Source organism: Streptomyces sp. NPDC029836, assembly GCF_055574495.1.
This window is the reverse complement of sequence record NZ_JBVHZI010000004.1, coordinates 62,179-87,214: the sequence shown is the minus strand read 5'-3', so window position 1 is coordinate 87,214 and position 25,036 is coordinate 62,179. Positions and strand designations below refer to the sequence as shown.

Genomic DNA, 25,036 nt, shown 5'->3' with positions numbered 1-25,036 from the left:
GCCATGGCTGCGAACCATGACGCTTCCGAGCCCGAGCCCGGCTACGACCCCGCGGGCAGTACGCAGATGTTCCGCGCGTTCGTCGACGAGGCCGCCCCGGCCCGCACCCCGTCCGTTCCGGGGGCCCGACGCCGCCGCAAGGCCGCCGGGAAGGGCAACGGGATCAAGCTCGCCCTGGCCCTCGCCCTGCTCCTGGTGGTCGCCGCCGCCCTCTGGCTGATCCTGCGCTGACCCGCCCGACCGACGGCCGACCTGGCTGACCCGCCCGACCAACGGCCGACCGGGCTGACCCGCCCGACCGACGGCCGACCGGGCTGACCCGGCCGGGCCCGCACAGGGCCGGCCGTCCGGGCCGATCCGCACTAGCTCCAGGACGCGGTGACCTTGCGGGTCTCCACCCGCATGCCCAGCGGGACCCGCCAGGCCTCCACGCACACCGTGTACGTCTGCGTCCTCGCGGCGCCCGCCGCGATCGGGCCGGGCAGCGGCTGGGAGGTGTGGATCGTGGCCCAGTCGACGCCGAGCGCGCCGATGATGTGGGTCTCGAAGCCGACCGTGCCCGAACGGGTCGCCGTGCCGCCGGTGTTGGTGAAGGTGACCGTGACGCGCTCGCACCGGCGCTCGGACGCCGCCCCGCGCGTCGGCGCGCTCAGCGAGAGCCTCGCCGCGGTGGCGGGCGGAGGCGGAGGCGGGGCGGGCGGCGGTGGGGTGGGCGTGCCGGTGCCGGGCTGCGGCGCCGGCGGCGCGGGGGTGCCCGGCGTGCCCGGGGGCGTCCCCGGTCGCCCGGGCGGGGTGCCGGCGGGCGGGGTGGGTCGGCCCCCCTCAGGCGGAGCGCCGGGGGGCGGCGCGGAGCCGCCCGGGGCGGTGTCCGTCCCTCCGCCCTCGCCGGAGCTCCCGGGGGACCGTGACCCCGGGGCGCCGGGCATCGTAGGGCCGTGGTCGGAGGGGCTGCCCGGCACGGGGACGGACGCCGAGGCGGAGGACGCCGCCGGGGCGTCCGGCAGCGGCGCCGCGAGCGGCTGGAACTCCACTCCGGCGCGGGGCGCGACGTTCTCCCCCGCTCCCCGCTCGGGCCCGGGGGCGGCCGCGCCCACGGCGAGGTAGCCGTCCCGGGCCGGGCCGCCGCAACCGGTGAGGGCGGCGGCGGCCGTGCAGCACAGGGCGAGGACGAGCGCCGCGCGGGATCCCGTTCGCATCGCGCCAGTTTTCCTGACGACACGTCAAATAGGAACCCCGTGCGAAGGTTCGGCCCTCCGCTCGGGAGGGCCGAAGCCCCTACTCGCCGATCAGGCCCACGCGGAGCTGCGCGAGCGTGCGCGTCAGCAGTCGGGAGACGTGCATCTGGGAGATGCCGACCTCCTCGCCGATCTGCGACTGGGTCATGTTCGCGAAGAACCGCAGCATGATGATCTGCCGTTCCCGGGGCGGGAGTTTGGCCAGCAGCGGCTTCAGGGACTCGCGGTACTCGACACCCTCCAGCGCGGTGTCCTCGTACCCCAGCCGGTCCGCGAGGGAGCCCTCGCCGCCCTCGTCCTCCGGGGAGGGCGAGTCGAGCGAGGAGGCGGTGTAGGCGTTGCCGACGGCCAGACCGTCGACGACCTCCTCCTCGGTGACCCCGAGCACGGCCGCGAGCTCGGGGACGGTCGGCGACCGGTCGAGCTTCTGGGCGAGGTCGTCGCTGGCCTTGGTCAGCGCGAGGCGCAGTTCCTGGAGCCGGCGCGGGACGCGGACGGACCAGGACGTGTCCCGGAAGAACCGTTTGATCTCGCCCACGACGGTCGGCATCGCGAACGTCGGGAACTCGACCCCGCGTTCGCAGTCGAAGCGGTCGATCGCCTTGATCAGGCCGATCGTGCCGACCTGGACGATGTCCTCCATCGGCTCGTTGCGGCTGCGGAAGCGGGCCGCCGCGTAGCGCACGAGCGGGAGGTTCAGCTCGATCAGGGTGTCGCGTACATAGGTCCGTTCGGGGCTGTCCGCGTCCAGGGCGGCAAGTCGCCGGAAGAGGGAGCGGGAGAGGGTGCGGGTGTCGATGGCTTCCGAGCGGTCGGACACTGCCGGCTGCTCACGCTTGACGAGCGTGAGCACTTTGGAGCTGCCCTGGTCTACGGACATGCCACCCCCTTGAGGTCGCGGACGGTCGCGTGTTCTGCGCGCCCGTCGGAGGAACGCAGCCTCCACCTGAATACCGGAGGCGGGGCTGCGGCAAACGCGGTTCCAGCAGAATGTCACATGTCGGCAACACGCTGTAGCGTCATGTCGACAAGTATCTCCAGCGACAGAGCGCGGACCGACCGGAATGAGCCGTTTCTGTAGGGAAACGCGGGAATGCCTCCACCCGATCCGGTTAGGCCTCGATCCTGTTTGCGGATCTCAGTCGGGCGAAGCTCCGGGCGAGCAGGCGGGACACGTGCATCTGGGAGACGCCGAGCTCGGCGCTGATCTGCGACTGGGTCAGATTGTTGTAGTACCGCAGGAGCAGGATCCGTTGCTCGCGCTCGGGCAGCTGGACGAGCAGGTGGCGGACGAGGTCGCGGTGTTCGACCCCGGCCAGCTCCGGGTCCTCGTAGCCGAGCCGGTCCAGCAGGCCGGGCATGCCGTCGCCCTCCTGGGCGGCCTCCAGGGAGGTCGCGTGGTAGCTCCGGCCGGCCTCGATGCAGGAGAGCACCTCGTCCTCGCCGATCCGCAGCCGCTCGGCGATCTCGGGCGTGGTCGGGGTGCGGCCGTGGAGGGTCGTGAGGTCCTCGGTGGCCGCGTTGACCTGCACCCACAGCTCGTGCAGCCGGCGCGGTACGTGCACGGTGCGGACGTTGTCACGGAAGTATCGTTTGATCTCGCCCACCACGGTCGGCATGGCGAAGGTCGGGAACTGCACTCCGCGCTCCGGGTCGAAGCGGTCGATCGCGTTGATGAGCCCGATCGTGCCGACCTGGACGACGTCCTCCATCGGCTCGTTGCGGCTGCGGAAGCGGGCCGCCGCGTACCGGACGAGGGGGAGGTTCGCCTCGATCAGGGCCGCCCGCACCCGGCGGTGCTCGCCGGTGCCCGGCTGCAGGCCCTTCAGCTGGCCGAAGAGCACCTGGGTGAGGGCCCGGGTGTCGGCGCCCCGGCTCTGCGGCCGCGGCGCGGCCGGAGGCTCTTCCTGGACGTCCTGCTGGGGTGGCACCTGAGGCGCAGTACTGGCCGGCACGGTCACGCCACCCCTTCAGTCAAGTCATCCGTCAAAAGCGGTCATAGCATCACAAGAGATGTGCACTATACGCAAGCACCGTATATCGCCGTGTTGAGGGCAAGTTGGGCATATGCGGACAATCTCGTGGAGTCGCGGGAATGCAAAAGACCCCCCACCCGTCGGAGTGGGGGGCCGGGAAGTCCGGAAACCGCTTCAGCGTACGGGCTCAGCTCACCAGTTCGGTCATGAACTCGCCGATACCGGAGGCGGCATCCGAGATTCCCTGGAAACCTATTTGGACGAAATCAGCTGCTTTGACCGGCTGGGTGATGATCACGTAGAGCACGAAGACGACGAGCGCGCCCATGATGATCTTCTTGGTGTCCATGTGCGGTGACGGCCTCCCCAACCGGTCCTGCAAAGTCGGGTGAGTCTAACCGGTCAGGTTGGGACACTCACCTGCCCTTTAAGGACCAATGACCCGGCCGTACGGGCCCTTTGTCGGACCGTTTCCGGTCGTGGAAGGCGCAGGATTGAACACGAGCCCACCGGTTCTGGCAGGAAATCGGTGGGTGAGGGACAGGGCCTCACTGCGGGGTCCGAGCCGCAGGCTTCCCCCCTGACTGCGGCTCGGACTGGCGGGTTCCGTCCTGACCGGGGGAAGTGGCTTGTCCCCCCGATGCCACTTCCCCCGTCCAACACGTCGAAGGTCCCGACTCCGGTCGGGGCCTTCTTCGTGTGTCCGGGGGCTGTCGGGCCGGTCGCGGCTACTCGATCCCGCCGGCGAGGTCGGTGATGGGTTGGACGGGGGCGATGACGGGGGCCAGCTGGTTCGGCAGCTCCATCAGCTGGTTGAGCTGGTTGGCGCCCTCGCTGACCTTCCCGCCGATCTCCTGGACGGAACGCGGCTGCCCGCCCTGCGGCATGCCCGGAGTGGCCGTCGGCAGGTCCGGGAGGGTGAGCGGGGCGAGGGGCGCCGCGGTGGCCGCGGGGGCGGCGAGGCCCGCGGCGGCCCCCGCGAGGGCGATGGCGGCGAGCATGCGCTGGGTCTTGGTCATGCCGTGACAACGGCCGAGCGGGCGGCCGGTCACGCGGATGTCCCCCGGAGAGCCCCCGGAACCCCGCCCGGCGGCCCCCGACCGGCGTCCCCTCCGACCCCGGGGAAACGCCGAAAGCCCCGACCCTTGCGGGGCGGGGCTTTCGATCGGAGCGGTAGCGGTGGGATTTGAACCCACGGATAGCTTGCACCATCACACGCTTTCGAGGCGTGCTCCTTCGGCCGCTCGGACACGCTACCGAGAGAGAGCTTAGCCCACAGAGCACGCTGAGCCGAAATCCGTATCCGCAGGCCCCTCCAACGGCCCACCGGGGCCGCCGGAGCCCGTCTCACAGGTCGCGGAAGAAGTCCCTGAGTTGCCGCGCGCACTCGGCTTCGAGCACCCCGCGGATCACCTCCGGGCGGTGGTTGAGCCGACGGTCACGGACGAGGTCCCAGAGGGACCCCGCCGCGCCCGCCTTCTCGTCCCCGGCCCCGAAGACCACCCGGGCCACGCGGGACTGCACCAGTGCGCCCGCGCACATCACGCACGGCTCCAGGGTCACCACGAGGGTGCACCCCGTCAGCCGCCACTCCCCGAGCCGGGCGGCCGCCCGGCGCAGCGCCAGTACCTCGGCGTGCGCCGTGGGGTCGCCGGTGGCCTCGCGCTCGTTGTGCCCGACGGCGAGGAGTTCCCCGGTCGGGCCGAGCAGGACGGCACCGACCGGCACGTCGCCGGCCGGCACCGCGAGGGCCGCCTCCTCCAGCGCCAGGCGCATGGAGTCCCGCCAGGGGTCCCGTACGGGATCGGGTCCGTACGTGGTGTCGTGCGCGGTGCTCACTAGCGGACGGCCTCCAGGACCTCGGTGGCGCCGAGGGAGTCGGCGATCTCCGAGAGGGCGTCCCCGTCGAGGGTCATCAGTTGCTTGTTGCTGACTCCGAGGTCGTCCAGCAGCCGGGGGTCGCCGAGCGGACCGGCCGGGACGGGCTCGGAGCCCGGTACCGCCCTGTCGTCCGCGTCGTCGTCCTCGTCCGTGAACGAGGCGACCGGTTCGTCCTCGCCGTCTTCGGTCCCGTCCAGGTCCAGTACGTCGAGTTCGTCGTCCTCCTCGTCGCTGCCCAGCAGCTCTTTGGTCAGCATCGATCCGTAGGAGCTGCGGTCGGCTGCGGAGGCGTTCGATACGTAGTACCGGGGGTCCTCCTCACCGTCCACGCGGACGACGCCGAACCAGGCGTCCTCCTGCTCGATGAGGGCGACCACCGTGTCGTCGTCGACAGCGGCGGAACGGGCGAGATCGATCAGATCACTGAGGGACTCGACGTCGTCGAGTTCCAGGTCGCTCGCTTCCCACCCGTCTTCGGTGCGCGCGAGCAGTGCGGCGAAGTACACCGTGACTCTCCCACTGGTCATAGGCGTGCCGGTTGGAGGTCCCCCCGGCCGGAGGATGGGGTGGGATCAACCCTGACGCAGGCCGTTCCGTACCCCGCCCAATCGGCATCGTGGCAGAAACAGCGGCTTTGCGAGAGGTCTTCCGCGCGGCGGCCGTGTCGCGGCGCCCGCCGCCACGCCGGTCGCGCCGCCGCTCACCAACGGAACGTACGCATCCGCATTTGCTGACGCATGCGGGCCGCGCGGGCGCGCCGGGGCTGTACGCGGTCGCGCAGTTCGCGGGCCTCGTTCAGGTCGCGGAGGAACTGCGCCCGCCGCGCCCGGCGCGCTGCCGCGCTTTCGGGCGTTTCGAGCGGCTCGCTCCCGGTATCGCTCCCGTCGCTCTGATCACTGACTCGGCTCGACTGCGTCTCGGGCATCGGCAACCACCCCGGTCCGGTCGTCCTCCTCCGCCGGCGCGAAGCAGACCCCCCGGGTCCCACCTTCCCCCGGGTGGCGCGATTGATGCCGGCCCTTCCCAAATCGCTCCAGGTCAGGGCCCCGGGCGGAGGGACCGCTTCCGGCTGCTGCCGGCGGCGGCTCAGCCCTTCGCCTCGTCGGTGGTGTCCGTGGCGTCGGTGTCGTCGGTGAGGTCCGGTACGACGGCCACCGGGCCGTGCGCGTGCTGGAGCACGGCATTGGCCACCGAGCCCATCAGCAGGGACCGGCGGCGCGGATGGTGGCGCCCCACCACGACCAGCGCGGCCGACCGGGAGGCCGTCACCAGGCGTCCCGCCGGGTCCCCGGGCACGGAGGCCTGTTCCACGGGCACGTCCGGCCACCGGGCCCGCAGCGGCTCCAGCCTGCGCGTCTGCGCGCGCAGCATCTCCCGTTCGGCGGGCACGGCGTCCCCGTCGTCGGCGAGCGCCTCGGGCGGGACCACCGCGAAGGGGCTGTCGATCAGCAGCGTCGGGGAGGGCGGCAGGTCGTACGCCGAGACCACCTGGACGGTGGTCCCCCGCGCGGCCGCTTCCGCGAACGCGAAGGTCAGTACGTCCTCGGGCGTCTCGGCGGCGTGCAGCCCGAGGACCACCCGGCCGGCCGACGGCTCGGCCGCGGCGGCGGCCGCGTCCCGGTCGGCGTGCGGGACCACGACCACCGGGCAGGTCGCGGTGGTGGAGACGGCGCGGCTGTTCGAGCCGAGCAACAGCGTGGCGAACCCGCCGCGCCCCCGGGAGCCCATGACGAGCATCAGCGGTCGGTTCTCGTCGGCGATCACCCGCAGGGCCTCGGGTACGGAGCCCTCCAAGGCCTCGTAACGGACCTCGCGGGGCAGCTCGGGGGAGGCGTCCAGCACGTGGCGGATGTGGTCGCCGACCGGGTCGGGATACCGCTCGGGTTCGTTCGGATGGCGCAGCGCGGAGCGGCGGCCCGCGTACAACTGGGAGGCGTCGGGCAGTACGTGGGCGACCATCAGGGCGGCGTCGTGGCGCAAGGCGGCCTTGCGGGCCCACTCCAGCGCCCGGAGGCTGTGCTCGGATCCGTCGACCGCCGCGATCACCAGTCCATTGCTCACCCGTCCAGCGTGCTGGGCATCGGGGCGGGCCGCATCTCCGCGCCCGGGAGGGGGCGGTCGCGGCCGTGGACACCGGGCGGTCGTCGCACCGCGTAGCCTTTTGGGTGTGGGTCGCGAACAGCGGCCGTTGTCGCAGGTAGCAGGGTCGCAGGTCGTAGGTCGAAACCCGGCTGAGTCTTGGAGGATGTTGTGCGTTTGCAGGTAGTCGATCACCCCTTGGTGGCGCACAAACTCACCACGCTGCGCGACAAGCGCACCGACTCACCCACCTTCCGGCGCCTCGCCGACGAGCTGGTGACCCTCCTCGCGTACGAGGCCACCCGCGACGTGCGCACCGAGCAGGCCGACATCGAGACCCCGGTCGGCCCCACGACCGGCGTGAAGCTCTCGCACCCGCGCCCGCTGGTCGTACCGATCCTGCGCGCCGGTCTGGGCATGCTGGACGGCATGGTGCGGCTGCTGCCGACCGCCGAGGTGGGCTTCCTGGGCATGGTCCGCAACGAGGAGACCCTGGAGGCCTCCACGTACGCGACGCGCATGCCGGAGGACCTCTCGGGCCGGCAGGTGTACGTGGTGGACCCGATGTTGGCCACCGGCGGCACGCTGGTTGCGGCCATCCAGGAGCTCATCAAGCGCGGCGCCGACGACGTGACCGCCGTGGTGCTGTTGGCCGCGCCCGAGGGCGTCGAGGTCATGGAGCGCGAGCTGGCGGGCACGCCGGTGACGGTGGTGACGGCCGCCGTGGACGAACGCCTCAACGAGCACGGCTACATCGTGCCGGGCCTGGGCGACGCGGGCGACCGCATGTACGGCTCCGCGGAGTAGGAGCCGCGGCGGACACGTCGGCTCCGCCGCGGGGTGGAGCCGCAGCGGACACGTCGGCTCCGCGCGGTGGAGAGCCCGTGGGCCGCGCGGGGCGTCAGCCGTGACCGGTCCCGGTCCGGTCCGGGGGACCGGATCGGACCGGGATCAGCACTTTCCGCTGGGTGCGGGCGCGGGGTTGGCCAGCAGGGCCACGGCCCGGTCCGCCTCCACCTTGGGCTTCAGTTCTTTGAAGGCGTCGCCGAGGATCAGGTCGATGTCCGCGCCTTCGCGCGTGTCGTTCTGCTGGGTGAGCCCGTCGACCTGGGTGCCGAGGACGGCGTAGGCCGCCTTGTCGGTCGTGGGAGCGCCGAGCAGTATCCCGATGCCCGGGACCTTCTTGTCGAAGGTGGGCGGGGCGTTGCCGACCTGGCCGATGACGAAGCCGCGTTTCTCCAGCTCGTCACGGACCGCCTTGGCGAGGCCCGGGCGCGGGGTCGCGTTGTAGACGTTGACCGTGATCTGGCCGGGTTGGGGAAGCGCGACCGCGGGCGAGGCGGAGGTGGCGGGTCCCGGTTGGGGAGCGGAGGCCGGTTGCGCGGCCCTGGCGGGCGTCGCGGACGCCGTGGGGCAGTCCTTGCCGGCCGCCGCCGCATTCCGCTTACCGCCGCCGTCGCCCCGGAACACCCCGATGAGCTGGAGCGCCCCGTAGCCGAGCAGGGACAGCGCGAGGAGCGAGCCGAGCACGGCGAGGACGACCTTCCGGCGTCGGGGCCGGCGGCTCATGCGGGGGTAGGCAGCTCCCGTAACGCGGTACTTTCCGCCCATGCCGGGGGGAGTGAGCATGCTCATGGGCGCAGCGTAGTGCCGCGTCGTGACGATGCCTACTAAATGATCTATTGATCGGGCAAGGCTGACCCGAAAGGCGCAATCAGTCCATTTCCAGGACGCGTGCGTGCAGCACCTGTCGTTGTTGGAGGGCCGCGCGCACCGCGCGGTGCAACCCGTCCTCCAGGTACAGATCGCCCTGCCACTTCACGACGTGCGCGAAGAGGTCGCCGTAGAAGGTGGAGTCCTCGGCGAGCAGCGTTTCGAGGTCCAGCTGTCCCTTGGTCGTGACGAGCTGGTCGAGCCGGACCGGGCGCGGGGCTACGTCCGCCCACTGCCGGGTGGTTTCCCTGCCGTGGTCGGGGTACGGCCGCCCGCTTCCGATGCGCTTGAAGATCACACGGAAAGCCTACCGGGCCCGTGCCTCCGGGCGCAGCCTCGTGCCGTGGGTGCAAAAGTGACGGACAGGGCTATTCCGGGAGTGACGCATGAGCCAGAGCACCGACCCCGCCGTTCCCGCGGACCCGGCGGACCCGGCCGGAGCTATCGCGGCGGGGTACGCCTTCACCGGGCCCGCGCTCGATCTGGGCGCGCTGATCTGGGACGGAGCCTGCCTGCCGGACCGGCGGATCCGCATCCCGTTGGGGATGCTCAACCGGCACGGGCTCGTCGCGGGCGCGACCGGCACCGGCAAGACGAAGACCCTCCAGCTCATCGCCGAGCAGCTGTCCGCGAACGGGGTGCCCGTCTTCCTCGCCGACATCAAGGGGGACGTCTCGGGGATCTCGGCGCCCGGCGCGGACACCGAGAAGGTCAGGGCGCGGGCGGCGGAGGTCGGCCAGGAGTGGCGGGCCACCGGCTGCCCCGGCGAGTTCTACTCCCTGGGCGGGATCGGCCCCGGCATCCCGCTGCGGGCGACGGTGACCTCGTTCGGCCCGGTCCTGCTGTCGAAGGTGCTCCAGCTGAACCAGACGCAGGAGCAGTCCCTCGGCCTGATCTTCCACTACGCCGACTCCAAGGGCCTGGAGCTGTTCGACCTCAAGGACTTGCGCGCGGTCGTCGCGTTCCTCGTATCGGAGCGCGGCAAGGCGGAGCTGAAGGGGATCGGCGGGCTCTCGACGGTGACCGCCGGGGTGATCCTGCGGGCGCTGACCGCATTCGAGCAGCAAGGCGCCTCGGAATTCTTCGGTGAGCCCGAATTCGACACGAGTGAATTCCTGCGGACGGCCGCGGACGGGCGCGGAACGGTTTCCGTACTGGAACTCCCGGCGGTTCAGGACGAACCGCAACTCTTCTCGACCTTTTTGATGTGGCTGCTCGCCGACCTCTACGCCGAACTCCCGGAAGTCGGCGATCTGGAACGGCCCAAGTTGGTCTTCTTCTTCGACGAGGCGCACCTCCTCTTCAACGGGGCCTCGAAGGCCTTCCTGGATTCCCTCACCCGGACGGTCCGGCTGATCCGTTCCAAGGGGGTCGGCGTCTTCTTCGTGACCCAGACGCCGAAGGACGTCCCGGCCGACGTGCTGGCGCAGCTCGGCAACCGGGTGCAGCACGCGCTGCGCGCCTTCACCCCGGACGACGCGAAGGCGCTGAAGGCCACCGTGAAGACCTTCCCCCATTCCGCTTACGACCTGGAGGAGTTGCTCACCGGTCTCGGTACGGGAGAGGCGGTGATCACGGTGCTCAGTGAGAACGGCGCCCCGACACCGGTCGCCGCGACCCGGCTGCGCGCCCCGCAGTCCCTGATGGGGCCGGTCGACGCGGCCGAACTGGACCGGGCGGTGAAGGCGTCGCCGCTGTACTCGCGCTACGCCGAGGCCGTGGACCGCGAGTCGGCGTACGAGAAGATCAGCGCCGAACAGGCGGCGGCCGAGGCGGCCGCGGAGGCGGCGGCGGCCGCGGCCGAGGCGGAGAAGCAGGCGGAGAAGGAGGCCAAGGAGGCCCAGAAGTCGGCCCGGAGGGCGCCGAAGCCGGATCCGTCGCTGGCCGAACAGGTGGTGGGCAGCGGCATCTTCCGCTCGTTGGCCCGCTCCGTCGGCACCTCGTTGGGCCGGGAGATCTCCCGCTCCCTCTTCGGAACGGCCCGCCGCAGGCGCTGACCTGACGGAGCGTCGGCCCACCTCGCGGGCGCCCGGCCCCCGGTCCAGTCGGATTCGAGTGCACCGGGTGCCGCTGGGGCCGTCGGCGCTGACAGACTCGGGGGCATGCGGACCGAACTCACCGACACCACGTCCAGCAAGGTCGTCCGGGCCTTGCTCGAAGCGCGCCGAGCCGTCGGCAGCCCGGCCATGGGGCTGGTGCTGACCCTCGTCGTGGTCACCGACGAGGAGAACGCCTACGACGCCGTGCGCGCCGCCTCCGAGGCCTCCCGAGAGCATCCGTGCCGCATCATCGCGGTGATCAAGCGGACGGCCCGGGGCCCCCAGCGGCTGCGCCAGACCCGGCTCGACGCCGAGTTGCGCGTCGGCACCGACGCCGGCTCCGGCGAGATCGTGCTGCTGCGGCTGCACGGCGAGCTCACCGGGCAGGCGGGTTCCGTCGTGCTCCCGCTGCTGGTGCCCGACGCGCCGGTGGTGGCCTGGTGGCCGTCCGAGGCGCCGGCCGATCCGGCCCGCGACCAGCTGGGCGCGCTGGCGCAGCGCCGGATCACCGACGCGCAGGCGGCGCCCGACCCGGTCGGCGTGCTGGACCAGCGGGCCGCCTCGTACGCCGCCGGCGACACCGACCTGGCCTGGACCCGGCTGACGCCGTGGCGCTCCCTGCTGGCCGCCGCCTTCGACCACAAGCCGCTGCCGGTGACGGGCGCGGCCGTGGAGAGCGAGCCGGACAACGCGAGCGCCGAGCTGTTGGCGCGCTGGCTGGAGGACCGGTTGCAGGTCCGCGTGGACCGGGTGGCCACCGAGGGTCCGGTGATCACCCGGGTCCGGCTGGAGACCAGCGCCGGGGAGATACGGGTGGACCGGCCCGCCGGCGTGCTGGCGACGCTGCTGCTGCCCGGCTGGCCGGACCGCAAGGTGGCCCTCAAGATCCGCAGCACGGCCGAGCTGCTCGCGGAGGAACTGCGGCGCCTGGACGCCGATGTGGTCTACGCCTCGGCGTTGCGCAGCCGGCCGGCCCAGGCCTCGCTCTCCGCGTAGTGGTTGTCGTACACCGGTGAGCTGTCCTTGATGTCCTGGACGGTCGCCTCGCCGGCGCGGACGCGGCCGAGGAGCCGGTAGTAGTCGAAGCGGGCCATGCCCGGGGTGAAGCCGACGAAGACCTCGGCCGTGTGGCCCGCGGCCGGGGCGAAGGCGTGCTTCACGCCGGGCGGGACGGTGAGGAAGTCGCCCTTGCCGAGGGTGTGGACCTCGTCGCCGACCAGGACGTCGAGGCGCCCGTCGGTGACGTGGAAGAACTCGGTCGCCTTCGTGTGGAAGTGCACGGGCGCGCCGGCCGCCCCGACCTCGAAGCTCGCGGTGTTGCAGGTGAGCTCGTCGGTGTCGGTGAGCAGGGTGATGACGCTGCCGGGCCCGTCGGAGATGCTCTCGGCGGTCGCGGCGCGGGCGAGGTTTTCGATCATGCAATCGACCCTAGGGCAGGAACGGCCGCCTCCGGTCGGTGGCGGTACGGCGGGCCGCGCCGACGCCGCTCGGGCTACGCCGACCCCTTGGCCTTCGCGGCGGCCTTCATCTCCTGCTTGTGCGCGCGGACCTTCGCCAGGGACTCCGGGCCGGTGATGTCGGCGGCGGAGCGGTGGATGTTCGCCGGGCCGTAGCCGCCCGCGGCCTCCCGCCAGCCCTTGGGGCGCACCCCGTACCGCTTGCCGAGCAGCGCCAGGAAGATCTGCGCCTTCTGCTCCCCGAAGCCCGGCAGCGCCTTGAGCCGCTCCAGCAGCTCCTGACCGGTGGCGGCGTCGGCCCAGACGGCGGCGGCGTCCCCGTCGTAGTGCTCGACCAGGTACGCGCACAGCTGCTGGATCCGCTTCGCCATCGACCCGGGGTAACGGTGCACGGCGGGCTTCTGCGAGAGCAGCGCGGCGAAGGCGTCGGGGTCGTGGGCGGCGATGGCGTGCGCGTCGAGGTCGTCGGCGCCGAGCCGCTGCGCGATCGTCCAGGGCCCGGAGAACGCCCACTCCATCGGCACCTGCTGGTCGAGCAGCATGCCGGTGAGGGCGGCGAGCGGGCTGCGGCCGAGCAGGGCGTCGGCCTCGGGCTGCTGGGCCAGCCGGATGGTGATGTCCATGGCTCCAGCCTCCCCCGCGCGCGGGCCGAGCGCGCGGTCGGCGCGCGGTCGGCGCGCGGTTGCGGGACCCCCCGCCTAGCGTGGGAACGACACACGCGCACGCGGACACGACGACACGGGAGTCGATCGACCATGGCTGAGTTCCAGGAAGGCGCGCCCTGCTGGGTGGACGCGATGTTCACCGATGCGGAGGGCGCCAAGGAGTTCTACGCGGACGTGCTCGGCTGGACCTTCGGCGAGTCCAGCAGCGAGTACGGCAACTACACGCAGGCGTACTCCGACGGGAAGGCCGTCGCGGCCGTCGTCCCGCCGATGCCGGGCGCCGACGCGCCGTCGCAGTGGTGTCTGTACTTCGCCTCGCCGGACGCGGCGGCGACGGCGGAGAAGATCAAGGCGGCGGGCGGCGAACTGCTCATGGAGCCGATGCAGGTCGGCGGGCAGGGCACGATGCTGATCGCGAAGGAGCCGGGCGGCGCGGTCTTCGGCGTCTGGCAGTCCGGCGAGCACAAGGGCTTCGAGAAGACGGGCGAGGCGGGCGCATACGCCTGGGCGGAGGTCTTCAGCCGGGACGTCGCGAAGCCGGACGCGTTCCTGCCGACGGTGTTCGGGTACGAGGCCGAGCAGATGGAGACGGGCGACGACCCGGAGATGGCCGGGATGGACTTCAAGGTGTTCAGCCTGGGCGGCAGGAGCAACCCGGTGCTCGGCCGGATGGCGATGGGCGACGAGTTCCCGCCCGAGGTTCCCTCCTACATCCAGGTCTACTTCGCGGTCCCCGACTGCGACGAGGCGGTCGCGAAGACGAAGAAGCACGGCGGTCAGCTGCACTTCGGCCCGATGGACAGCCCCTTCGGCCGCTTCGCGGCGGTCGCGGACCCGCAGGGCGCGGCGTTCGCGGTGATCGACCTGACGACGACGGTCGGGGAGATGCCCTCGTTCGAGTAACGGGTACGCGCCGCCCCCTGGCGTACGGACGCCGAGGGGCCCCACCGCCCCGAAGCCGGGCGTCCGCTCAACTCGTGCCGTGCGGTGGGGACATGCGACCGGCGAGGGTCTCCGCTCGCCGCGCGTCGCCTCGCGTCACCAGCGCGGCGATCGTGAGGCCGAGGCAGGCGGCGAGCATGAGGACGCCCAGCATGCCCAGGGCGCAGACGAGGACGAAGCCGTCGGAGGAGTCGGCTACCTTCGCGCGGACGTTCGTCGCGAGGACGGTGCCCTGCTCCTCTCCCATCGGATCCATGGCCGAGTCACGGGAGTTGAGCCGGTGGTCGCCCATCACGAAGATCCGGCCGTCGGGGACGGTCACGTCGAAGTCGAAGGCCGAGGGGCGGTCGGCGTCCCGTAGGTAGGGCTCGACGAGCGGCTCGCCGTTGAGGGTGAGCGTGGTCGCGCCCGCGGTGGAGGAGACGCGGTCGCCGCCCACCGCCACCACGCGGGTCAGCAGGTCGCCGTCGGGTACCCACGGAACGGGAACGCGGACGACGTCCCCGCGCTCGACCGCCCCGACCGGGCCCTGTTCGAAGTGGACCCGCCGGTCGAGGGGCAGGGTGGGCGTCATCGAGTCGCTCACGGCGGTGACCGGCCGGACCACCCCCAGGGCGAACCCCGCCACGAGAGCCGCTCCGACCACCGCCAGAACGGCGGCGGCGATGCCGCGCCTGCGCCCCGGCCGTCTGATGCGCCGCGCCATGTGAGCCCCCCGGGTCGACCGTGTGGCCGGAATTCTACGAGGGCTCCGCGCAGCCGCGGCACCGGCCGGGGGTGGGGCTGCGGAAGGCGAGTCCGCAGGTCGTGCAGTTCTGGAAGGGGTCCGGGGGGACGTGGGCGGGCCGTCTGAACTCGGCCGCCAGGGCGGGCGGGACCTGTGTTCGGAGCCGGTGGGCGATGAACCCGGCCGGGTTGGTCAGCAGGTCGGGCAGGCGGGCCACCAGGACGCTGGTGATCGCCTCGATGCTGCCGCCGCGCTCCAACCAGACCTCGGCCGGGCCCGCGAGGCGCTCGATGTCCCGTTGCCCGAGGAGCAACCGGTGGTCGACGCGGCGCAACCGCGCGAGCAGGGCCATGGCCGCGAGGCGGCGCGGCGAGGGCGGGTCGGGCTCGGGGGCGGGGGCGGGTTCGGGGCGGTGCTGCGGCTCCGGCTCCGGGTCGGGCTCCCGTACGGCCGTCGGCTCCGGGTCCGGTGCGGGCTCCGGGTCGGGCTCCTGTAGGGCCGTCGGCTCGGGCTCGGGCTCGGGCTCGGGCTCGGGCTCGGGCTCCGGCTCCGGCTCCGGCTCGGGCTCGGGGGTCGGCCTCGGGGCCGGTTGCGGGTTCGGTGGTGGCGGGGGCGTCGCCCGCGTCATCGGCCGGGGTCGGTTCCAGGACATCGTCCGGGTGACGCACCGCCCGTCGGGCAGCCGGTCCACGGTCCGTTGCAGGTACCCGTGGGCCTCCAGCTCGCGCAGGGCCCCCGCGATCCGGCCCCTGCCCTCCGGGACCCGTCTGGCCAGGTCCTTGATGCCGATGGGCGTTCCGGCCGGGAGGGATTGGATGTACGCGCCGAGTCCGCGCGCGAACAGCGTCATCCGCGGGTTCTGGAGCAGGTGGTTCCCGATCACGGTGAACCGGGTCGTGAGTCGGACGTTCGCGTGGCGAACGCCGTACGGCGCGGGTGAGGGCGCGGTAGCCTGCGGAGAAGCCATGGGAAGCGTCTACTTCCTGCTTGGTGAGGCCCTCGTCCGGGATTGCCGTCCCGGCGGGGGCCGTCTTCGTTTGCGGGGTGGTCGGGGCGAGCATATGCCCCGCAACCCGTGCGAAATCCAGCTGAGTTGGACCTGTTCACCCGTGTGAGTGACAGCGTTCCCGGGGAGGCTGGTGGGGTGGGGAAGGTTGTTTCTCCCGGTTCTTTCCACCCAAAGAAAGGTCCGGGCCGACCGGGTCCCGGTTGGCCGGGTCCCGGACGACCGGGACCCGGTCCCACCTCAGCGAACGGTGAGTTGGTCGTACGTCCGGTAGGTGTACTCCCCGGCCAGAGTGATCTTGTTGCCGGTGGTCGCCGGGAGGCCGAGACGGTCGTTCACGAGCCGGGTCATCGGGCCGCATCCGGTGGCCGCCGGAACACCGAACTCGGTGTCGGTCGCCGCGTACTTGATCACCGGAGGGTTCTTGGACACCCGCTCGGAGTCGCCCACCCGCTTCAGTCGGATCTTGATGGGGGCGTCACCGGCGCCGATGACGCAGCCGGTGGGCAGGAGCGGGCTGACGGCGCGGTAGCGCAGGGTGAAGAAGCCCATGCTGTCGCCGACGGAGTAGAAGTCGGACCGGCCGCCGTACTCGGGTTGCAGGGACAGGCCGAGCAGCGGGCTCCGGTCGGCGGCGGCGGTGCCGAGCAGTCCGCCGGGGACGACGGAGGGGGCGCCGCGCAGGGATCCCCAGGCCTGGCCGTTGCTGCCGTCGGGCATCGGTCCCTCGGCGAAGGTGAGGGTCATCGGGGCCAGTGCGGGGATGTCGCGGTTGCCGAGGCGGAGCGACCCGGAGGCGGTGTGCAACTCGCACTTCCAGCGCGCCGCGTCGACCCCGGCGGGGAGGGCGGGACAGTCGGAGAAGTCGTAGGCGGGAGCGGCGGCGGCGGGGGCGGGGGCGGGGGCGACGGGCGTGACGGGCGTGACGGACCCGGGGTCCGCCGACGCGCCGGCCGTACCGGTGACCGTGAGGGCGAGCGCGGCGGCGAGGGCGAGCGCGGCGGCGGTGGTGATCTTCATGCCCCTACGGTGCCGCCGGGCGCCCACCGGCCGCACCGGGGAGACCCCCGGCCCGCCCCTGACGCGTCCCCGAGTCGGCGTCAGGGCCAAGTGCCGTCCCCCGCAAGGGCGGTTCCGACCGAACGGGCTGCCGCAGAGCCGGGCCCCGGGGCGGAGTCCTCGACGGGCGCCCCCGGGGTTGCGGTGGCTCGACGGCCCGCCGGCGGCCCGCCGGCCGGGGGTTCGCGCAGGGGCCGGCCGGGTGGGTGGTTCCGGCCGGCGGATGCGAGGGGTGCGGAGCGGGGCGGCGCGACGGCTCGTACGGTCGATCTTGTGCGGATCCCCCGATCCGCACGAGTCGATGACGTAAGAGGTCGAAGCGCCATGAGCCTGAGCATCCGCAACCAGATCGCCGGAACCGTCACCGCCGTCACCACCGGTGAGGCCATGGCGACGGTCAAGGTGCGCCTCGACGGCGGTCAGGACATCACCGCCGCCATCACCGCCGACGCGGTCAAGGACCTCGGTCTCGCCACCGGATCCGCCGTGAAGGCCCTGGTCAAGGCGACCGAGGTGGCGCTCGCGACCGGGCCCGTCGAGGGGCTGTCCATCCGGAACCGGATCGCCGGGACCGTCGTCGACGTCGTCACCGGTCCGGCCATGGCCTCCGTGAAAGTCGACGTGAACGGGGGCGGGCTGACCGCCGCCATCACCGCCGACGCCGTCGAGGCGCTGGGCCTGGCCGCCGGTACCCCCGTCGTCGCGCTGATCAAGGCGACCGAGGTCTCCCTGCAAGTCGCGTAAGGCCGCGGGCTCCCGGAGCCGCCGTCAGACCCCCACCGCCCCCGGGGCCGGCAGCGCCGGCGCGACCGGCGCGGCCGGAACCGGCTGCGGTCCCTGCGGCGCCGGCCGTCCAGATCGGGACAGGCCCGGCTGACCACGTCCCGCAGCAGCCGCCCGGCGAGGTGCCGGGCTTTCGCTCGCACGGTTGCGAACACTGTACGCATCAGCGTACGTTGTGCACATCGACAGCATGCGAACGATGTACGCATCAAGCGGCGCAAGGGGAGAGGTCGTCATCATGGGCGGAATCGCGAGGGGCAGCGGTGCGGGTGGTGCGGGTGGTGCACGTGGCACTGGGGGTGCTGGAGGTACGGGGGATACGACCGGCACCGGGGCCACGGGCGTCGCGGGGGCCGAGGGCGCGGCGCCCGGACGGGACCCGCGCCGCTGGCTCATCCTGATCGTGCTCTGCCTCAGCACGCTCGTGCTGGTCGTCGACAACATGGTGCTCACCGTGTCCATCCCGCCGATCGCCGAGGACCTCGGCGCCGGCGCCGAAGCCATCCAGTGGATCATCGAGTCGTACATCCTGGTCTTCGCCGGCCTCCTGCTCACCGCCGGTAGCCTCTCCGACCGGTTCGGCCGCCGCCGCGTGATGATCATCGGGCTCGCGCTGTTCGGGATCGCCTCCCTGCTCGCCGCGTACGCCGAATCCCCCGCCCAACTCATCGCGGGACGCGTGGTCATGGGCATCGGCGGCGCCCTCGTGATGCCGAGCACGCTCTCGATCCTGATCACCGTCTTCGACGAGGAGGAACGCCGCAAGGCCATCTCCGCCTGGGGCGCGGCCGCCGTCGTCGGCCTCGTCGGCGGACCGGCGGTCGGCGGGATCCTGATCGCCCACTTCTGGTGGGGCGCCGTCTTCCTGATGAACGTGCCGATCGTGCTGCTCGCCATCGCCGCCGCGCTGGTCCTGATGCCGGAGTCCAAGGGCCCCTGGCGCAAGCCCGACTTCGCGGGCATGGCCCTGTCCGTCACCGGTATGACCGCCCTGATCTGGACGATCATCGCCCTCCCGAAGGACGGCCTCACCGACCCCTCGACGCTGGTCTGTCTCACCCTCGCCGTCGGCGCGCTGACGGGCTTCGTCGTCCACGAGGTTCGTACCGCACACCCGATGGTCCCGATGTCCCTCTTCCGCGACCGGATGTTCAGCGGGGCGAGCTTCTCGCTGGTGCTGCTGACCTTCGCCAACGGCGGCCTGATGCTGGTGCTGACCCAGTACCTCCAGTTCGTCGCCGGCTACAGCCCCACCGAGGCCGGGCTCGCCTTCACCCCGCTCGCCGTCGCCACCCTGCTCTTCAACGGCCTCGGCGCCGGCCTCGGCAACCGGATCGGCAACCGGATCATGACCGCCGTCGGCCTCGCCGTGATCGCCGCCGGCTTCGCGGTCCTCGCCACGCTGGAGGCCGGCGACGGCTTCACCCCGCTCGGCGTCGCCATGACGGTGATGGGCATCGGCGGCGGCCTGGCGATGCCCGCGGCCACCGCGGCCCTGATGGGCGCCGTCCCCGAGGAGCACGCCGGCGTCGGCTCCGCCCTCAACGACACCGTCCAGCAGGCCGGCGCCGCCCTCGGCGTGGCCGTCCTCGGGGCCCTGCTCACCTCGGTCTACTCCGGGGCGATGCCCGCCGGTACGCCGGACGCCGCCCGGCACTCCGTGGCCGCGGCGCTGTCCGACCCGGCGCTGGCCGGAGCCGCCCGCGACGCCTTCACCTCCGCCATGTCGGCCACCTTCACCGCGGCGGCGGCGGGCGTCCTGGCCGCGGCCGGCCTCGCCCTGGTCCTGATGCGGGACCGGGGGCGGGCCGCGCACCCCGAGCCGCGGACGACCCTGGCGGCGTAGCGCGGGGGCGCTGCGGTGGGGGCGCTGCGGTGGGGGCGCTGCGGTGGGGGACCCCTCACCGCCTCCCCGCGGTTCGGGTCCTCGCGGCCCGTGGCCGTGGCTCACCAGTCGCCGGTGGCGGCGTCCGCCTCGACCGGCGCACCGACGGCCCGGCCGTCCCGCTCGACGCCGACCACCGCGGGGTGCGCGCGCAGGGCGGCCAGCTGCGCCGCGTCGAGGTCGGCGGCGAAGCCCCGTACGGCGCTGCGGTACACGTACCGGGCCTTCGTCACCCCCGTCTCGTCCATCACCCGCTGAGGGTCGGCGTCCGGAGCGAGGGTGACGATGTACGGCTCGGTCCGCGCCTCGTCGCCCGGACGTACGGATTCCACCACTTGCGCCGCGTACGCGACGGGCACCCCCGCGAGCGGGACGACGAGAACGGCGGCGGCCACCAGCACGGGCCGCAGGATCGGACGGCGCAGGCCCACACCCGGGATCGAACGCATACGGAACTCCCTCTCAAAAATCGACCACCCCCACCTTCGGCCCCCACCCCACCCACCTTGAACCGGGCGCCCCACCCCGGCGTCCGCGGTCGCGGCGGAAGCCGGTGCGCGCCGTACGCACTCGCGCGGGTCGGTGATCGCGTCGGACCGGCGGAGGCGGCCTCGGTGGCCTGTCGAGACGTTGTCGTCGCGTTCATGGTCAAGGCATCGGATCGTGACACAGCGTCATGGTCGGGTCAGGGGCGAGCATTCCGAGTCACGACCCCTCCGGGGAGCCTACGTGGAGGCGTGCGCACCGGCCGTGGACGGCGCGCGTAGCCCTGGCAGGTACGGCGACGGTCGGAGGTGGGGGGCCTCGGCCCCACGAATGGAGCCGCGTACGGGGCTCGACCGAGTTGGTCGAGGTCCCGCAAGTCGCTCCTAGCCGGGAATCCCGAGCTCCTTCAGATACGTGAGCCGGGCGTTTATCGCCGCTGAGAAGTGTCGCCAGTCAAGGCTCTCCACCAACTCGATGGGCTTGGGCTCCTCGGCCGATGACGTGACGTAGCAAGCGGCGTCGTACAACTGCTCGGCCACGAGGCGCTCACAAAAGATCCCGAAGCGGTCCTGGTAGGAGGTTCCGCGCCAGGGTGAGTCGATAGGCAGAGCGCCTTTCGCGATCCTGACCGGCTTCCGGGACTTCTGGTGGTCTTCCATGATGAAGAAGTAGCCGAGCCAGGGCTTCTCCTTCGGATACAGGTCGGCAAGGGCCGCTCGCCGCAGATCGACCGCGCTGCCGAGCGCTTCCTCGACCCTGTTGTTGTAGTTGTTGCCGAAGGAGGGTGCACCCAACGCCTTGAGTTCGAAGGCGGCGACAAGTACGCCCTCATGGACGACCACCAGGTCCCACTGCTTCTGAGGGCGGTAGTGGCCGGGGAGTTCGAGTCCTTGCTTCTTGGTGACCCGGATGCTGTCGGGCGGATAGCCGGCCTCCAGGAAGAACTTCGCCAAGAGGACCGCGATCGCATCGAAGTGCTTACCGCCGCGCACCGATCCGGCTGTGCCGGCGCCGACCGCAGCCTTGATCGCGGACTGTTCGCGCTGGAGCTTCTTGGCACCCCAGTAGGTGGCTATCGCGTCTTCGAAATCCTGGCGGGTGACCGTCAAGATCCGTCCTCCTAGTCAGGCAGTTCGGCAAGTCCGTAGACGCGCAGGGCGGCCTCGGTGGCTGCCCTCACGTCTCGCTTGTCGAAGGCTGCTGCCAGGGCGTCCCGGTCACGCTCATTGATCGCTTCCGGGTGAGGTACCCGGATCTTACGGAGGTACTGCGCCTGGAAGCGAAGGGTCCCCCCTCGCATCTTGACCGCGTACGCCTCCACGAAGGCTTCTGCGACCTTGGAGAGCAGCAGACCACCCAGAACGCGCATGTCCCAGACATCCGAGACGATGAAGTACAGGTTGTGGTGAGGGTACAGTCCGCCCTCGTCGAGTACCGGATGGATCGTCAGCTTCATGTCCGGGAACAGCAGCTTGGGCCGCCGGGTCAGCGCGTGATCGACCTTGTCGATGGTCTTGTACCAGCGGTGGGGCTGCTTTACCGCCACGTAGCGCCGGCGCAACGCTGCTCCGTGTTCATCGAGATACCTGGAAAGTCGCGGATAGGCCGCGAGGTCGACCAGGTCGCCGCCGGCCGTCCAGGGATTCACCAAGTAGGTGCCGTTCCAGTTCAAGGTCCCGCTCGTGGTGTCGCGGACCATGGCCATCGGCAGGAGACGGTCATCCTCGATCAACTTGCCGTCGTTGGTGAGGAAGACCTTGTCCGCGCCGGTGGCGATCCCGATGCCGACCCGGGTGCCGGTGCCCTTGTTCTCAAGCAGTTGGAAGCGCTCCGTCAGCTCTTCGAGTACGGCCAGCCGGGCGGGAGAGGCGCTTGGCCAAGAGTCCTCCTCCGGGAACCAGTGCGGCATGCGCGCGGCCTGGAAGGATTCTGTCGCGACCCTTTCAGTCCGACCGCTCGCGTACCAGCGCGCGAAGTCGGTGGCTTGGGCAGCACCGAAGGCTCGCGTGGTGTCCGCTGCTACGGCGGTTCCCTGGCTCCGCTTGCTGATGAGCGTGATGGCCGGGTAGGCGGAAACCTGCTCGTCGAACGCGTCGACGTCGTGCATGACCAGGACCAGGTCCATGCTGAAGCTCTTCGTAACCAGTTGCCGCAGTCGCCGGCCGTACTGGTTGCGCATCCAGCGGTCCGCGCAGATGAAGCCCAGCCGACCTCCTGACCCGAGGCTTCGGAGCGCTACTTCGAAGAAGCCGACGTAGATGTCTGCACGGCCGCCCATGGTGGGGCACGCGTGACGGTAGACCGCCATCCGGTCCGCGGGTACGTCCTCCAGGCGGATGTAGGGCGGGTTGCCAACCGCGTAGTCCGCGTACTGGGTCGCTTCCGGCTGGAGCAGGTAATCACCCTGTTCGACCCAGGATGCCGCCACCAGCTGGGCGTCCTCCGGGTCCCAGCCGTCGCCGACCAACTGATTCTCAACGACGTCGCGGCTGCTCTGGACGTTGCGGTCCAGCAGATCGAGCGCTCGTACGGCTCCACGCGCGTCGCTGATGGGACGCTTCTGCTCGCGGCAGGACGCGCTGATCCGTGATGCCACAGCCCCCAGGAACGCTCCCGAGCCGCAGGCCGGCTCCACGAGCTTAAGGTCGCAGAGGGCTTTGTCCGAGGTGTAGCCCACGAGGTCGAGGATCAGGTCGACGACCCAACGTCGCGTGAACACCTCGCCGTGCTCCACGGCCTCCGCGGGTACCGAGGGGAGGGTGTGGAGGGTGGTGTCGAAGAACAGGGGAGTGGCCACGTCTTGACACTACTAGGGACGATTTCGGCCACGAGAGTTATCCACAGGCAAGCTCTGTGGTCTGCTGCGGTCCTGCCACGATCTCGGACAGGGCGGCGATGACAGTTTCCTGGTGGTCGCCGGTGCCCAGCACCTGGGCGGCACGGCGGAGCAGAACGGCATCCACGTTGACCGAGTGGCTCGACTGCGGCGCGGAAGGGGTGGTCGGCTCAGGGGCCGGCCTGGCCTTGCGGCGGGGTACGGATGGTGCCGGAGCGGGCGTGGGCTCGGCCGATGGCGGCGGTTCGGGCGCAACGGTGTCGGGGCTGCCGAGTACCGTGACCACCGGCTTTCGGTAGCAGACGCTCCTGCCCGTCTTGGTCGTATAGACGACGAGCTCCATGGTGAGGTCGCAGACGGCCGGGCCGTCGACACGTTCCAGCGCCTCCAGCAGGTCGGATAGCTGTGCGGCCATCTGCCATGAGGTCGTCATGAAGTGGAACGGGCCCAGCACAGGTGTCGCTGCGATCCGGAAAGTGATGTCGATGGACGGCATCGGGCCGCGGCCATTTTTGGCCGCCAGCTTCTTGTTCTCAAGCAGCGGCGGGCAGCCGCAGGGCTGGCCCTTCTTCTCTTCCGGTGACAGGAACTCCACGCCGTCGCACTCGTGGATGATGCCCTTACCGCCCCGGAGGACCATACGAGCCGCCACCGCGGCATGCCCATCCAGCAGAATGCGTACGCTCTCGCGGCTCGTCAGCACTTCGTAGGCAAGACCGCCTCCTCCCCCTTCGTTCGGTTGAGGTTCCCCACCCAGGAAGCTGGCGACACGCGCGGCCACATCGGCATCGTCTGTGGTGACACGCCAGGAGTCCAGGGCCTGCGGCCGCCCCTCGGACAAGCGCCCCATGTGGAAGCGTCCGGCTCGGGCGGCTGAGCTCTGTGTCATTCGCTACCTTCGATGGAGGGGACGACAGCTGATCTTCGCCACGTACCGATGCCGCGGTGCACGCGACGTGTCACGAAACCGGCTACAGGGCGGCGCTCCCCATTGTGTCCAGCCCGACAGCTTCGTTCAGCTGGTTCCAACCAAAGGGGCGTTGCTGTCCTGGCAGACGGCGGCTGCCGGACACAGCTGGCGGCGACTCGGCGGACGGGTCCCGTCAAAGCTCGGATTCGGGTCGTTTCCGACCCTCTCCAGGACAGCCCGGCCTAGGGTGGTCTTCAGGCATGAGCCCGTGACCACAGCGTGGAGGAGCCGATCATGAGCACTGCCCCGAATCTGCCGCTCCCGCCGCGCAGACCCGAGGAGTCGCATCCTCAATCCCATCCGCTACGGACGATCCGGGAGATCCGGGAGTCCCTGCCCGAGCATCAGCTTGGGCACTTCGATGCCGAGCTCGCCGACACCGACATCGATGCCTTGCCTGACACGCTTCACCGCTGGGCGACGCTGGGCAGCGACGGGTTCCTTGAGCGACTTACGGCGGCCCCGTTCGAGGGTCTGGAGTTCGGGCAGCGGTCCTATGACGATGCGGCGGACGGCGAGTGATCCATCTGCTCGACACCAATGTGGTCGCCGAGATCACCACCCGGCCGAAGCCTGCCCCTGCCGTCGTCGCCTGGGCTCGCTCGGTTCCGTCTCCTGCCCTCTACCTGAGCGTCATCACGGTCGCGGAGATCGAAGCAGGCATTGCCGGAACACTTGATCCGGTGCGGCGTACGGCTTTCGAGCGGGCGCTCACGGACCTCCGTGATCAATACCGCGACCGGATCGCCGCCGTCGGCGAGCGGGAGGCACTTGCCTACCTCGCTCTTCACCGGAGGCTCAAAAATGCCGGAACCAGCATCGATCCACCCGATGCGCTGATCGCCGCCACTGCCCTGGCGAACGGCTGGACGCTCGTGAGCCGCAACATCAAGCATCTGGCGCGATCAGGCGCACTGCTGCTGAACCCTTGGGAGTACGAGGGATAGGCCTAGGCCATCGAGGCGGGAACGCGGGGAAGGTCCGGTTTTGAGGCAAATAAACGAGACTGCGACTGAGACCACGGAACGCAGAAGGCCCCGGCCGGTTTCCCGGTCGGGGCCTTCAAGTGCCCGGTGAGGCACTGGCGGAGGATACGAGATTCGAACTCGTGAGGGGTTGCCCCCAACACGCTTTCCAAGCGTGCGCCCTAGGCCACTAGGCGAATCCTCCGCCGCAAACAATACAAGACGTTGAGGGGTGCTCGCGAACACGATCCGGATCACGGGTTCGGAAGTCCTCCCTGATCGGTCCTTGATCCCCGCCGGCCCGGCTCCGGGTCGGGTCGGAGCCGGACGGG

29 protein-coding genes and 2 tRNA genes are annotated in these 25,036 nt (G+C 71.3%); 9 read left to right on the top strand and 22 right to left on the bottom strand.

Features of this window, described 5'->3' with window-relative positions:
• The first annotated feature begins 3 nt into the window (after positions 1-3).
• Complete coding sequence (locus ACZ4XJ_RS14120) at positions 4-231, top strand: hypothetical protein (protein ID WP_362875022.1); 228 nt, start codon at positions 4-6, stop codon at positions 229-231.
• Between the two features lie 131 nt (positions 232-362).
• Here the strand turns inward: ACZ4XJ_RS14120 and ACZ4XJ_RS14115 are convergent, their stop codons facing one another.
• From ACZ4XJ_RS14115 to ACZ4XJ_RS14070, 10 genes are all read right to left on the bottom strand, one after another.
• Complete coding sequence (locus tag ACZ4XJ_RS14115; protein WP_362875021.1) at positions 363-1,196, bottom strand: hypothetical protein; 834 nt, start codon at positions 1,194-1,196, stop codon at positions 363-365.
• 79 nt (positions 1,197-1,275) lie between these two features.
• A complete protein-coding gene (locus tag ACZ4XJ_RS14110) occupies positions 1,276-2,115 on the bottom strand; it encodes an RNA polymerase sigma factor SigF (protein WP_383987548.1) in 840 nt (279 codons plus the stop codon).
• 232 nt (positions 2,116-2,347) lie between these two features.
• Positions 2,348-3,190 (bottom strand): RNA polymerase sigma factor SigF, encoded by an 843-nt coding sequence (locus tag ACZ4XJ_RS14105; protein ID WP_362875019.1) that lies wholly within the window; start codon positions 3,188-3,190, stop codon positions 2,348-2,350.
• Positions 3,191-3,398: 208 nt separating this feature from the next.
• Positions 3,399-3,560 carry a hypothetical protein gene (locus tag ACZ4XJ_RS14100; RefSeq protein WP_362875018.1) on the bottom strand — a complete coding sequence of 54 codons (162 nt, stop codon included), beginning with the start codon at positions 3,558-3,560 and terminating at the stop codon, positions 3,399-3,401.
• A 379-nt stretch (positions 3,561-3,939) separates the two neighbouring features.
• Positions 3,940-4,230: a hypothetical protein gene (locus tag ACZ4XJ_RS14095; protein WP_362875017.1), complete on the bottom strand. Its 291-nt coding sequence runs from the start codon at positions 4,228-4,230 to the stop codon at positions 3,940-3,942.
• Between the two features lie 152 nt (positions 4,231-4,382).
• Positions 4,383-4,469 (bottom strand) — tRNA-Ser (locus ACZ4XJ_RS14090).
• An 89-nt stretch (positions 4,470-4,558) separates the two neighbouring features.
• A complete protein-coding gene (gene tadA / locus ACZ4XJ_RS14085) occupies positions 4,559-4,987 on the bottom strand; it encodes a tRNA adenosine(34) deaminase TadA (protein WP_362875453.1) in 429 nt (142 codons plus the stop codon).
• Positions 4,988-5,049: 62 nt separating this feature from the next.
• The gene (locus ACZ4XJ_RS14080; protein WP_362875452.1) at positions 5,050-5,598 is read right to left on the bottom strand and encodes a tRNA adenosine deaminase-associated protein; all 549 of its coding nucleotides are present in this window, start codon (positions 5,596-5,598) and stop codon (positions 5,050-5,052) included.
• A 194-nt stretch (positions 5,599-5,792) separates the two neighbouring features.
• Positions 5,793-6,017: a hypothetical protein gene (locus ACZ4XJ_RS14075; RefSeq protein ID WP_362875016.1), complete on the bottom strand. Its 225-nt coding sequence runs from the start codon at positions 6,015-6,017 to the stop codon at positions 5,793-5,795.
• Positions 6,018-6,178: 161 nt separating this feature from the next.
• On the bottom strand, positions 6,179-7,153 hold the full coding sequence (locus ACZ4XJ_RS14070; protein ID WP_362875015.1) for a universal stress protein: 975 nt from the start codon (positions 7,151-7,153) through the stop codon (positions 6,179-6,181).
• Between the two features lie 189 nt (positions 7,154-7,342).
• On the opposite strand from ACZ4XJ_RS14070, the gene upp reads away from it, so the two are divergent.
• A complete protein-coding gene (gene upp / locus ACZ4XJ_RS14065) occupies positions 7,343-7,978 on the top strand; it encodes a uracil phosphoribosyltransferase (protein ID WP_214353071.1) in 636 nt (211 codons plus the stop codon).
• Positions 7,979-8,122: 144 nt separating this feature from the next.
• On the opposite strand, the gene ACZ4XJ_RS14060 is transcribed toward upp, so the two are convergent.
• Both ACZ4XJ_RS14060 and ACZ4XJ_RS14055 read right to left on the bottom strand, forming a co-directional pair.
• Positions 8,123-8,806 (bottom strand): LytR C-terminal domain-containing protein, encoded by a 684-nt coding sequence (locus ACZ4XJ_RS14060; RefSeq protein ID WP_383987561.1) that lies wholly within the window; start codon positions 8,804-8,806, stop codon positions 8,123-8,125.
• A 79-nt stretch (positions 8,807-8,885) separates the two neighbouring features.
• The gene (locus tag ACZ4XJ_RS14055; RefSeq protein WP_008740979.1) at positions 8,886-9,182 is read right to left on the bottom strand and encodes a type II toxin-antitoxin system VapB family antitoxin; all 297 of its coding nucleotides are present in this window, start codon (positions 9,180-9,182) and stop codon (positions 8,886-8,888) included.
• Positions 9,183-9,270: 88 nt separating this feature from the next.
• Between ACZ4XJ_RS14055 and ACZ4XJ_RS14050 the strand changes: the two genes are divergently transcribed.
• Positions 9,271-10,881 (top strand): helicase HerA-like domain-containing protein, encoded by a 1,611-nt coding sequence (locus ACZ4XJ_RS14050; RefSeq protein WP_468496317.1) that lies wholly within the window; start codon positions 9,271-9,273, stop codon positions 10,879-10,881.
• Between the two features lie 105 nt (positions 10,882-10,986).
• Complete coding sequence (opcA, locus tag ACZ4XJ_RS14045; protein WP_362875012.1) at positions 10,987-11,919, top strand: glucose-6-phosphate dehydrogenase assembly protein OpcA; 933 nt, start codon at positions 10,987-10,989, stop codon at positions 11,917-11,919.
• On the opposite strand, the gene ACZ4XJ_RS14040 is transcribed toward opcA, so the two are convergent.
• Both ACZ4XJ_RS14040 and ACZ4XJ_RS14035 read right to left on the bottom strand, forming a co-directional pair.
• Positions 11,868-12,341: a cupin domain-containing protein gene (locus ACZ4XJ_RS14040; RefSeq protein ID WP_468496316.1), complete on the bottom strand. Its 474-nt coding sequence runs from the start codon at positions 12,339-12,341 to the stop codon at positions 11,868-11,870. The genes opcA and ACZ4XJ_RS14040 overlap by 52 nt on opposite strands.
• Before the next feature lie 74 nt (positions 12,342-12,415).
• Entirely contained in the window at positions 12,416-13,003 is a 588-nt protein-coding gene (locus ACZ4XJ_RS14035; RefSeq protein WP_362875010.1) for an HhH-GPD-type base excision DNA repair protein, read from the bottom strand.
• A 132-nt stretch (positions 13,004-13,135) separates the two neighbouring features.
• On the opposite strand from ACZ4XJ_RS14035, the gene ACZ4XJ_RS14030 reads away from it, so the two are divergent.
• Positions 13,136-13,948 (top strand): VOC family protein, encoded by an 813-nt coding sequence (locus tag ACZ4XJ_RS14030; protein ID WP_468496315.1) that lies wholly within the window; start codon positions 13,136-13,138, stop codon positions 13,946-13,948.
• Positions 13,949-14,015: 67 nt separating this feature from the next.
• Here ACZ4XJ_RS14030 and lepB read toward each other — a convergent pair whose 3' ends face one another.
• The 3 genes from lepB to ACZ4XJ_RS14015 form a co-directional block, all read right to left on the bottom strand.
• Complete coding sequence (lepB, locus tag ACZ4XJ_RS14025) at positions 14,016-14,693, bottom strand: signal peptidase I (RefSeq protein ID WP_468496314.1); 678 nt, start codon at positions 14,691-14,693, stop codon at positions 14,016-14,018.
• Positions 14,694-14,727: 34 nt separating this feature from the next.
• Positions 14,728-15,681, bottom strand: a complete 954-nt coding sequence (locus tag ACZ4XJ_RS14020; RefSeq protein ID WP_468496313.1) for a helix-turn-helix domain-containing protein — start codon at positions 15,679-15,681, stop codon at positions 14,728-14,730.
• 279 nt (positions 15,682-15,960) lie between these two features.
• The gene (locus tag ACZ4XJ_RS14015) at positions 15,961-16,740 is read right to left on the bottom strand and encodes a hypothetical protein (RefSeq protein ID WP_468496312.1); all 780 of its coding nucleotides are present in this window, start codon (positions 16,738-16,740) and stop codon (positions 15,961-15,963) included.
• Positions 16,741-17,103: 363 nt separating this feature from the next.
• Between ACZ4XJ_RS14015 and ACZ4XJ_RS14010 the strand changes: the two genes are divergently transcribed.
• Positions 17,104-17,523 (top strand): TOBE domain-containing protein, encoded by a 420-nt coding sequence (locus ACZ4XJ_RS14010; protein ID WP_468496311.1) that lies wholly within the window; start codon positions 17,104-17,106, stop codon positions 17,521-17,523.
• A gap of 277 nt (positions 17,524-17,800) precedes the next feature.
• Positions 17,801-19,408 (top strand): MFS transporter, encoded by a 1,608-nt coding sequence (locus ACZ4XJ_RS14005; RefSeq protein ID WP_468496310.1) that lies wholly within the window; start codon positions 17,801-17,803, stop codon positions 19,406-19,408.
• Positions 19,409-19,509: 101 nt separating this feature from the next.
• Here ACZ4XJ_RS14005 and ACZ4XJ_RS14000 read toward each other — a convergent pair whose 3' ends face one another.
• The 4 genes from ACZ4XJ_RS14000 to ACZ4XJ_RS13985 all read right to left on the bottom strand — a co-directional run bounded on the left by ACZ4XJ_RS14000 (position 19,510) and on the right by ACZ4XJ_RS13985 (position 23,619).
• Positions 19,510-19,896 (bottom strand): protease inhibitor I9 family protein, encoded by a 387-nt coding sequence (locus ACZ4XJ_RS14000; protein ID WP_468496309.1) that lies wholly within the window; start codon positions 19,894-19,896, stop codon positions 19,510-19,512.
• Positions 19,897-20,316: 420 nt separating this feature from the next.
• Positions 20,317-21,042: a PaeR7I family type II restriction endonuclease gene (locus ACZ4XJ_RS13995; protein WP_468496308.1), complete on the bottom strand. Its 726-nt coding sequence runs from the start codon at positions 21,040-21,042 to the stop codon at positions 20,317-20,319.
• Positions 21,043-21,053: 11 nt separating this feature from the next.
• Positions 21,054-22,730 carry an Eco57I restriction-modification methylase domain-containing protein gene (locus tag ACZ4XJ_RS13990; protein WP_468496307.1) on the bottom strand — a complete coding sequence of 559 codons (1,677 nt, stop codon included), beginning with the start codon at positions 22,728-22,730 and terminating at the stop codon, positions 21,054-21,056.
• A 37-nt stretch (positions 22,731-22,767) separates the two neighbouring features.
• On the bottom strand, positions 22,768-23,619 hold the full coding sequence (locus ACZ4XJ_RS13985) for a recombination directionality factor (RefSeq protein WP_468496558.1): 852 nt from the start codon (positions 23,617-23,619) through the stop codon (positions 22,768-22,770).
• A gap of 354 nt (positions 23,620-23,973) precedes the next feature.
• Here ACZ4XJ_RS13985 and ACZ4XJ_RS13980 point away from each other — a divergent pair, with 354 nt between their 5' ends.
• Positions 23,974-24,261, top strand: coding sequence for a hypothetical protein (locus ACZ4XJ_RS13980; RefSeq protein WP_267804114.1), 288 nt, complete (start codon positions 23,974-23,976; stop codon positions 24,259-24,261).
• On the top strand, positions 24,258-24,686 hold the full coding sequence (locus tag ACZ4XJ_RS13975; protein WP_468496306.1) for a PIN domain-containing protein: 429 nt from the start codon (positions 24,258-24,260) through the stop codon (positions 24,684-24,686). The genes ACZ4XJ_RS13980 and ACZ4XJ_RS13975 overlap by 4 nt, the downstream gene beginning before the upstream one ends.
• A 135-nt stretch (positions 24,687-24,821) precedes the next feature.
• On the opposite strand, the gene ACZ4XJ_RS13970 is transcribed toward ACZ4XJ_RS13975, so the two are convergent.
• Positions 24,822-24,909 (bottom strand) — tRNA-Ser (locus tag ACZ4XJ_RS13970).
• Positions 24,910-25,036: the final 127 nt, after the last annotated feature.

Bases quoted from the DNA above. Each gene is read 5' to 3' on its own strand.
- ACZ4XJ_RS14120 (WP_362875022.1), top strand. From the start codon at position 4: ATGGCTGCGAACCATGACGCTTCCGAGCCCGAGCCCGGCTACGACCCC.
- ACZ4XJ_RS14115 (WP_362875021.1), bottom strand. From the start codon at position 1,196: ATGCGAACGGGATCCCGCGCGGCGCTCGTCCTCGCCCTGTGCTGCACG.
- ACZ4XJ_RS14110 (WP_383987548.1), bottom strand. From the start codon at position 2,115: ATGTCCGTAGACCAGGGCAGCTCCAAAGTGCTCACGCTCGTCAAGCGT.
- ACZ4XJ_RS14100 (WP_362875018.1), bottom strand. From the start codon at position 3,560: ATGGACACCAAGAAGATCATCATGGGCGCGCTCGTCGTCTTCGTGCTC.
- ACZ4XJ_RS14095 (WP_362875017.1), bottom strand. From the start codon at position 4,230: ATGACCAAGACCCAGCGCATGCTCGCCGCCATCGCCCTCGCGGGGGCC.
- tadA (WP_362875453.1), bottom strand. From the start codon at position 4,987: ATGCGCCTGGCGCTGGAGGAGGCGGCCCTCGCGGTGCCGGCCGGCGAC.
- ACZ4XJ_RS14075 (WP_362875016.1), bottom strand. From the start codon at position 6,017: ATGCCCGAGACGCAGTCGAGCCGAGTCAGTGATCAGAGCGACGGGAGC.
- ACZ4XJ_RS14060 (WP_383987561.1), bottom strand. From the start codon at position 8,806: ATGAGCATGCTCACTCCCCCCGGCATGGGCGGAAAGTACCGCGTTACG.
- ACZ4XJ_RS14050 (WP_468496317.1), top strand. From the start codon at position 9,271: ATGAGCCAGAGCACCGACCCCGCCGTTCCCGCGGACCCGGCGGACCCG.
- opcA (WP_362875012.1), top strand. From the start codon at position 10,987: ATGCGGACCGAACTCACCGACACCACGTCCAGCAAGGTCGTCCGGGCC.
- ACZ4XJ_RS14040 (WP_468496316.1), bottom strand. From the start codon at position 12,341: ATGATCGAAAACCTCGCCCGCGCCGCGACCGCCGAGAGCATCTCCGAC.
- ACZ4XJ_RS14035 (WP_362875010.1), bottom strand. From the start codon at position 13,003: ATGGACATCACCATCCGGCTGGCCCAGCAGCCCGAGGCCGACGCCCTG.
- ACZ4XJ_RS14030 (WP_468496315.1), top strand. From the start codon at position 13,136: ATGGCTGAGTTCCAGGAAGGCGCGCCCTGCTGGGTGGACGCGATGTTC.
- lepB (WP_468496314.1), bottom strand. From the start codon at position 14,693: ATGGCGCGGCGCATCAGACGGCCGGGGCGCAGGCGCGGCATCGCCGCC.
- ACZ4XJ_RS14020 (WP_468496313.1), bottom strand. From the start codon at position 15,681: ATGGCTTCTCCGCAGGCTACCGCGCCCTCACCCGCGCCGTACGGCGTT.
- ACZ4XJ_RS14015 (WP_468496312.1), bottom strand. From the start codon at position 16,740: ATGAAGATCACCACCGCCGCCGCGCTCGCCCTCGCCGCCGCGCTCGCC.
- ACZ4XJ_RS14010 (WP_468496311.1), top strand. From the start codon at position 17,104: ATGAGCCTGAGCATCCGCAACCAGATCGCCGGAACCGTCACCGCCGTC.
- ACZ4XJ_RS14005 (WP_468496310.1), top strand. From the start codon at position 17,801: ATGGGCGGAATCGCGAGGGGCAGCGGTGCGGGTGGTGCGGGTGGTGCA.
- ACZ4XJ_RS14000 (WP_468496309.1), bottom strand. From the start codon at position 19,896: ATGCGTTCGATCCCGGGTGTGGGCCTGCGCCGTCCGATCCTGCGGCCC.
- ACZ4XJ_RS13985 (WP_468496558.1), bottom strand. From the start codon at position 23,619: ATGGGGCGCTTGTCCGAGGGGCGGCCGCAGGCCCTGGACTCCTGGCGT.
- ACZ4XJ_RS13980 (WP_267804114.1), top strand. From the start codon at position 23,974: ATGAGCACTGCCCCGAATCTGCCGCTCCCGCCGCGCAGACCCGAGGAG.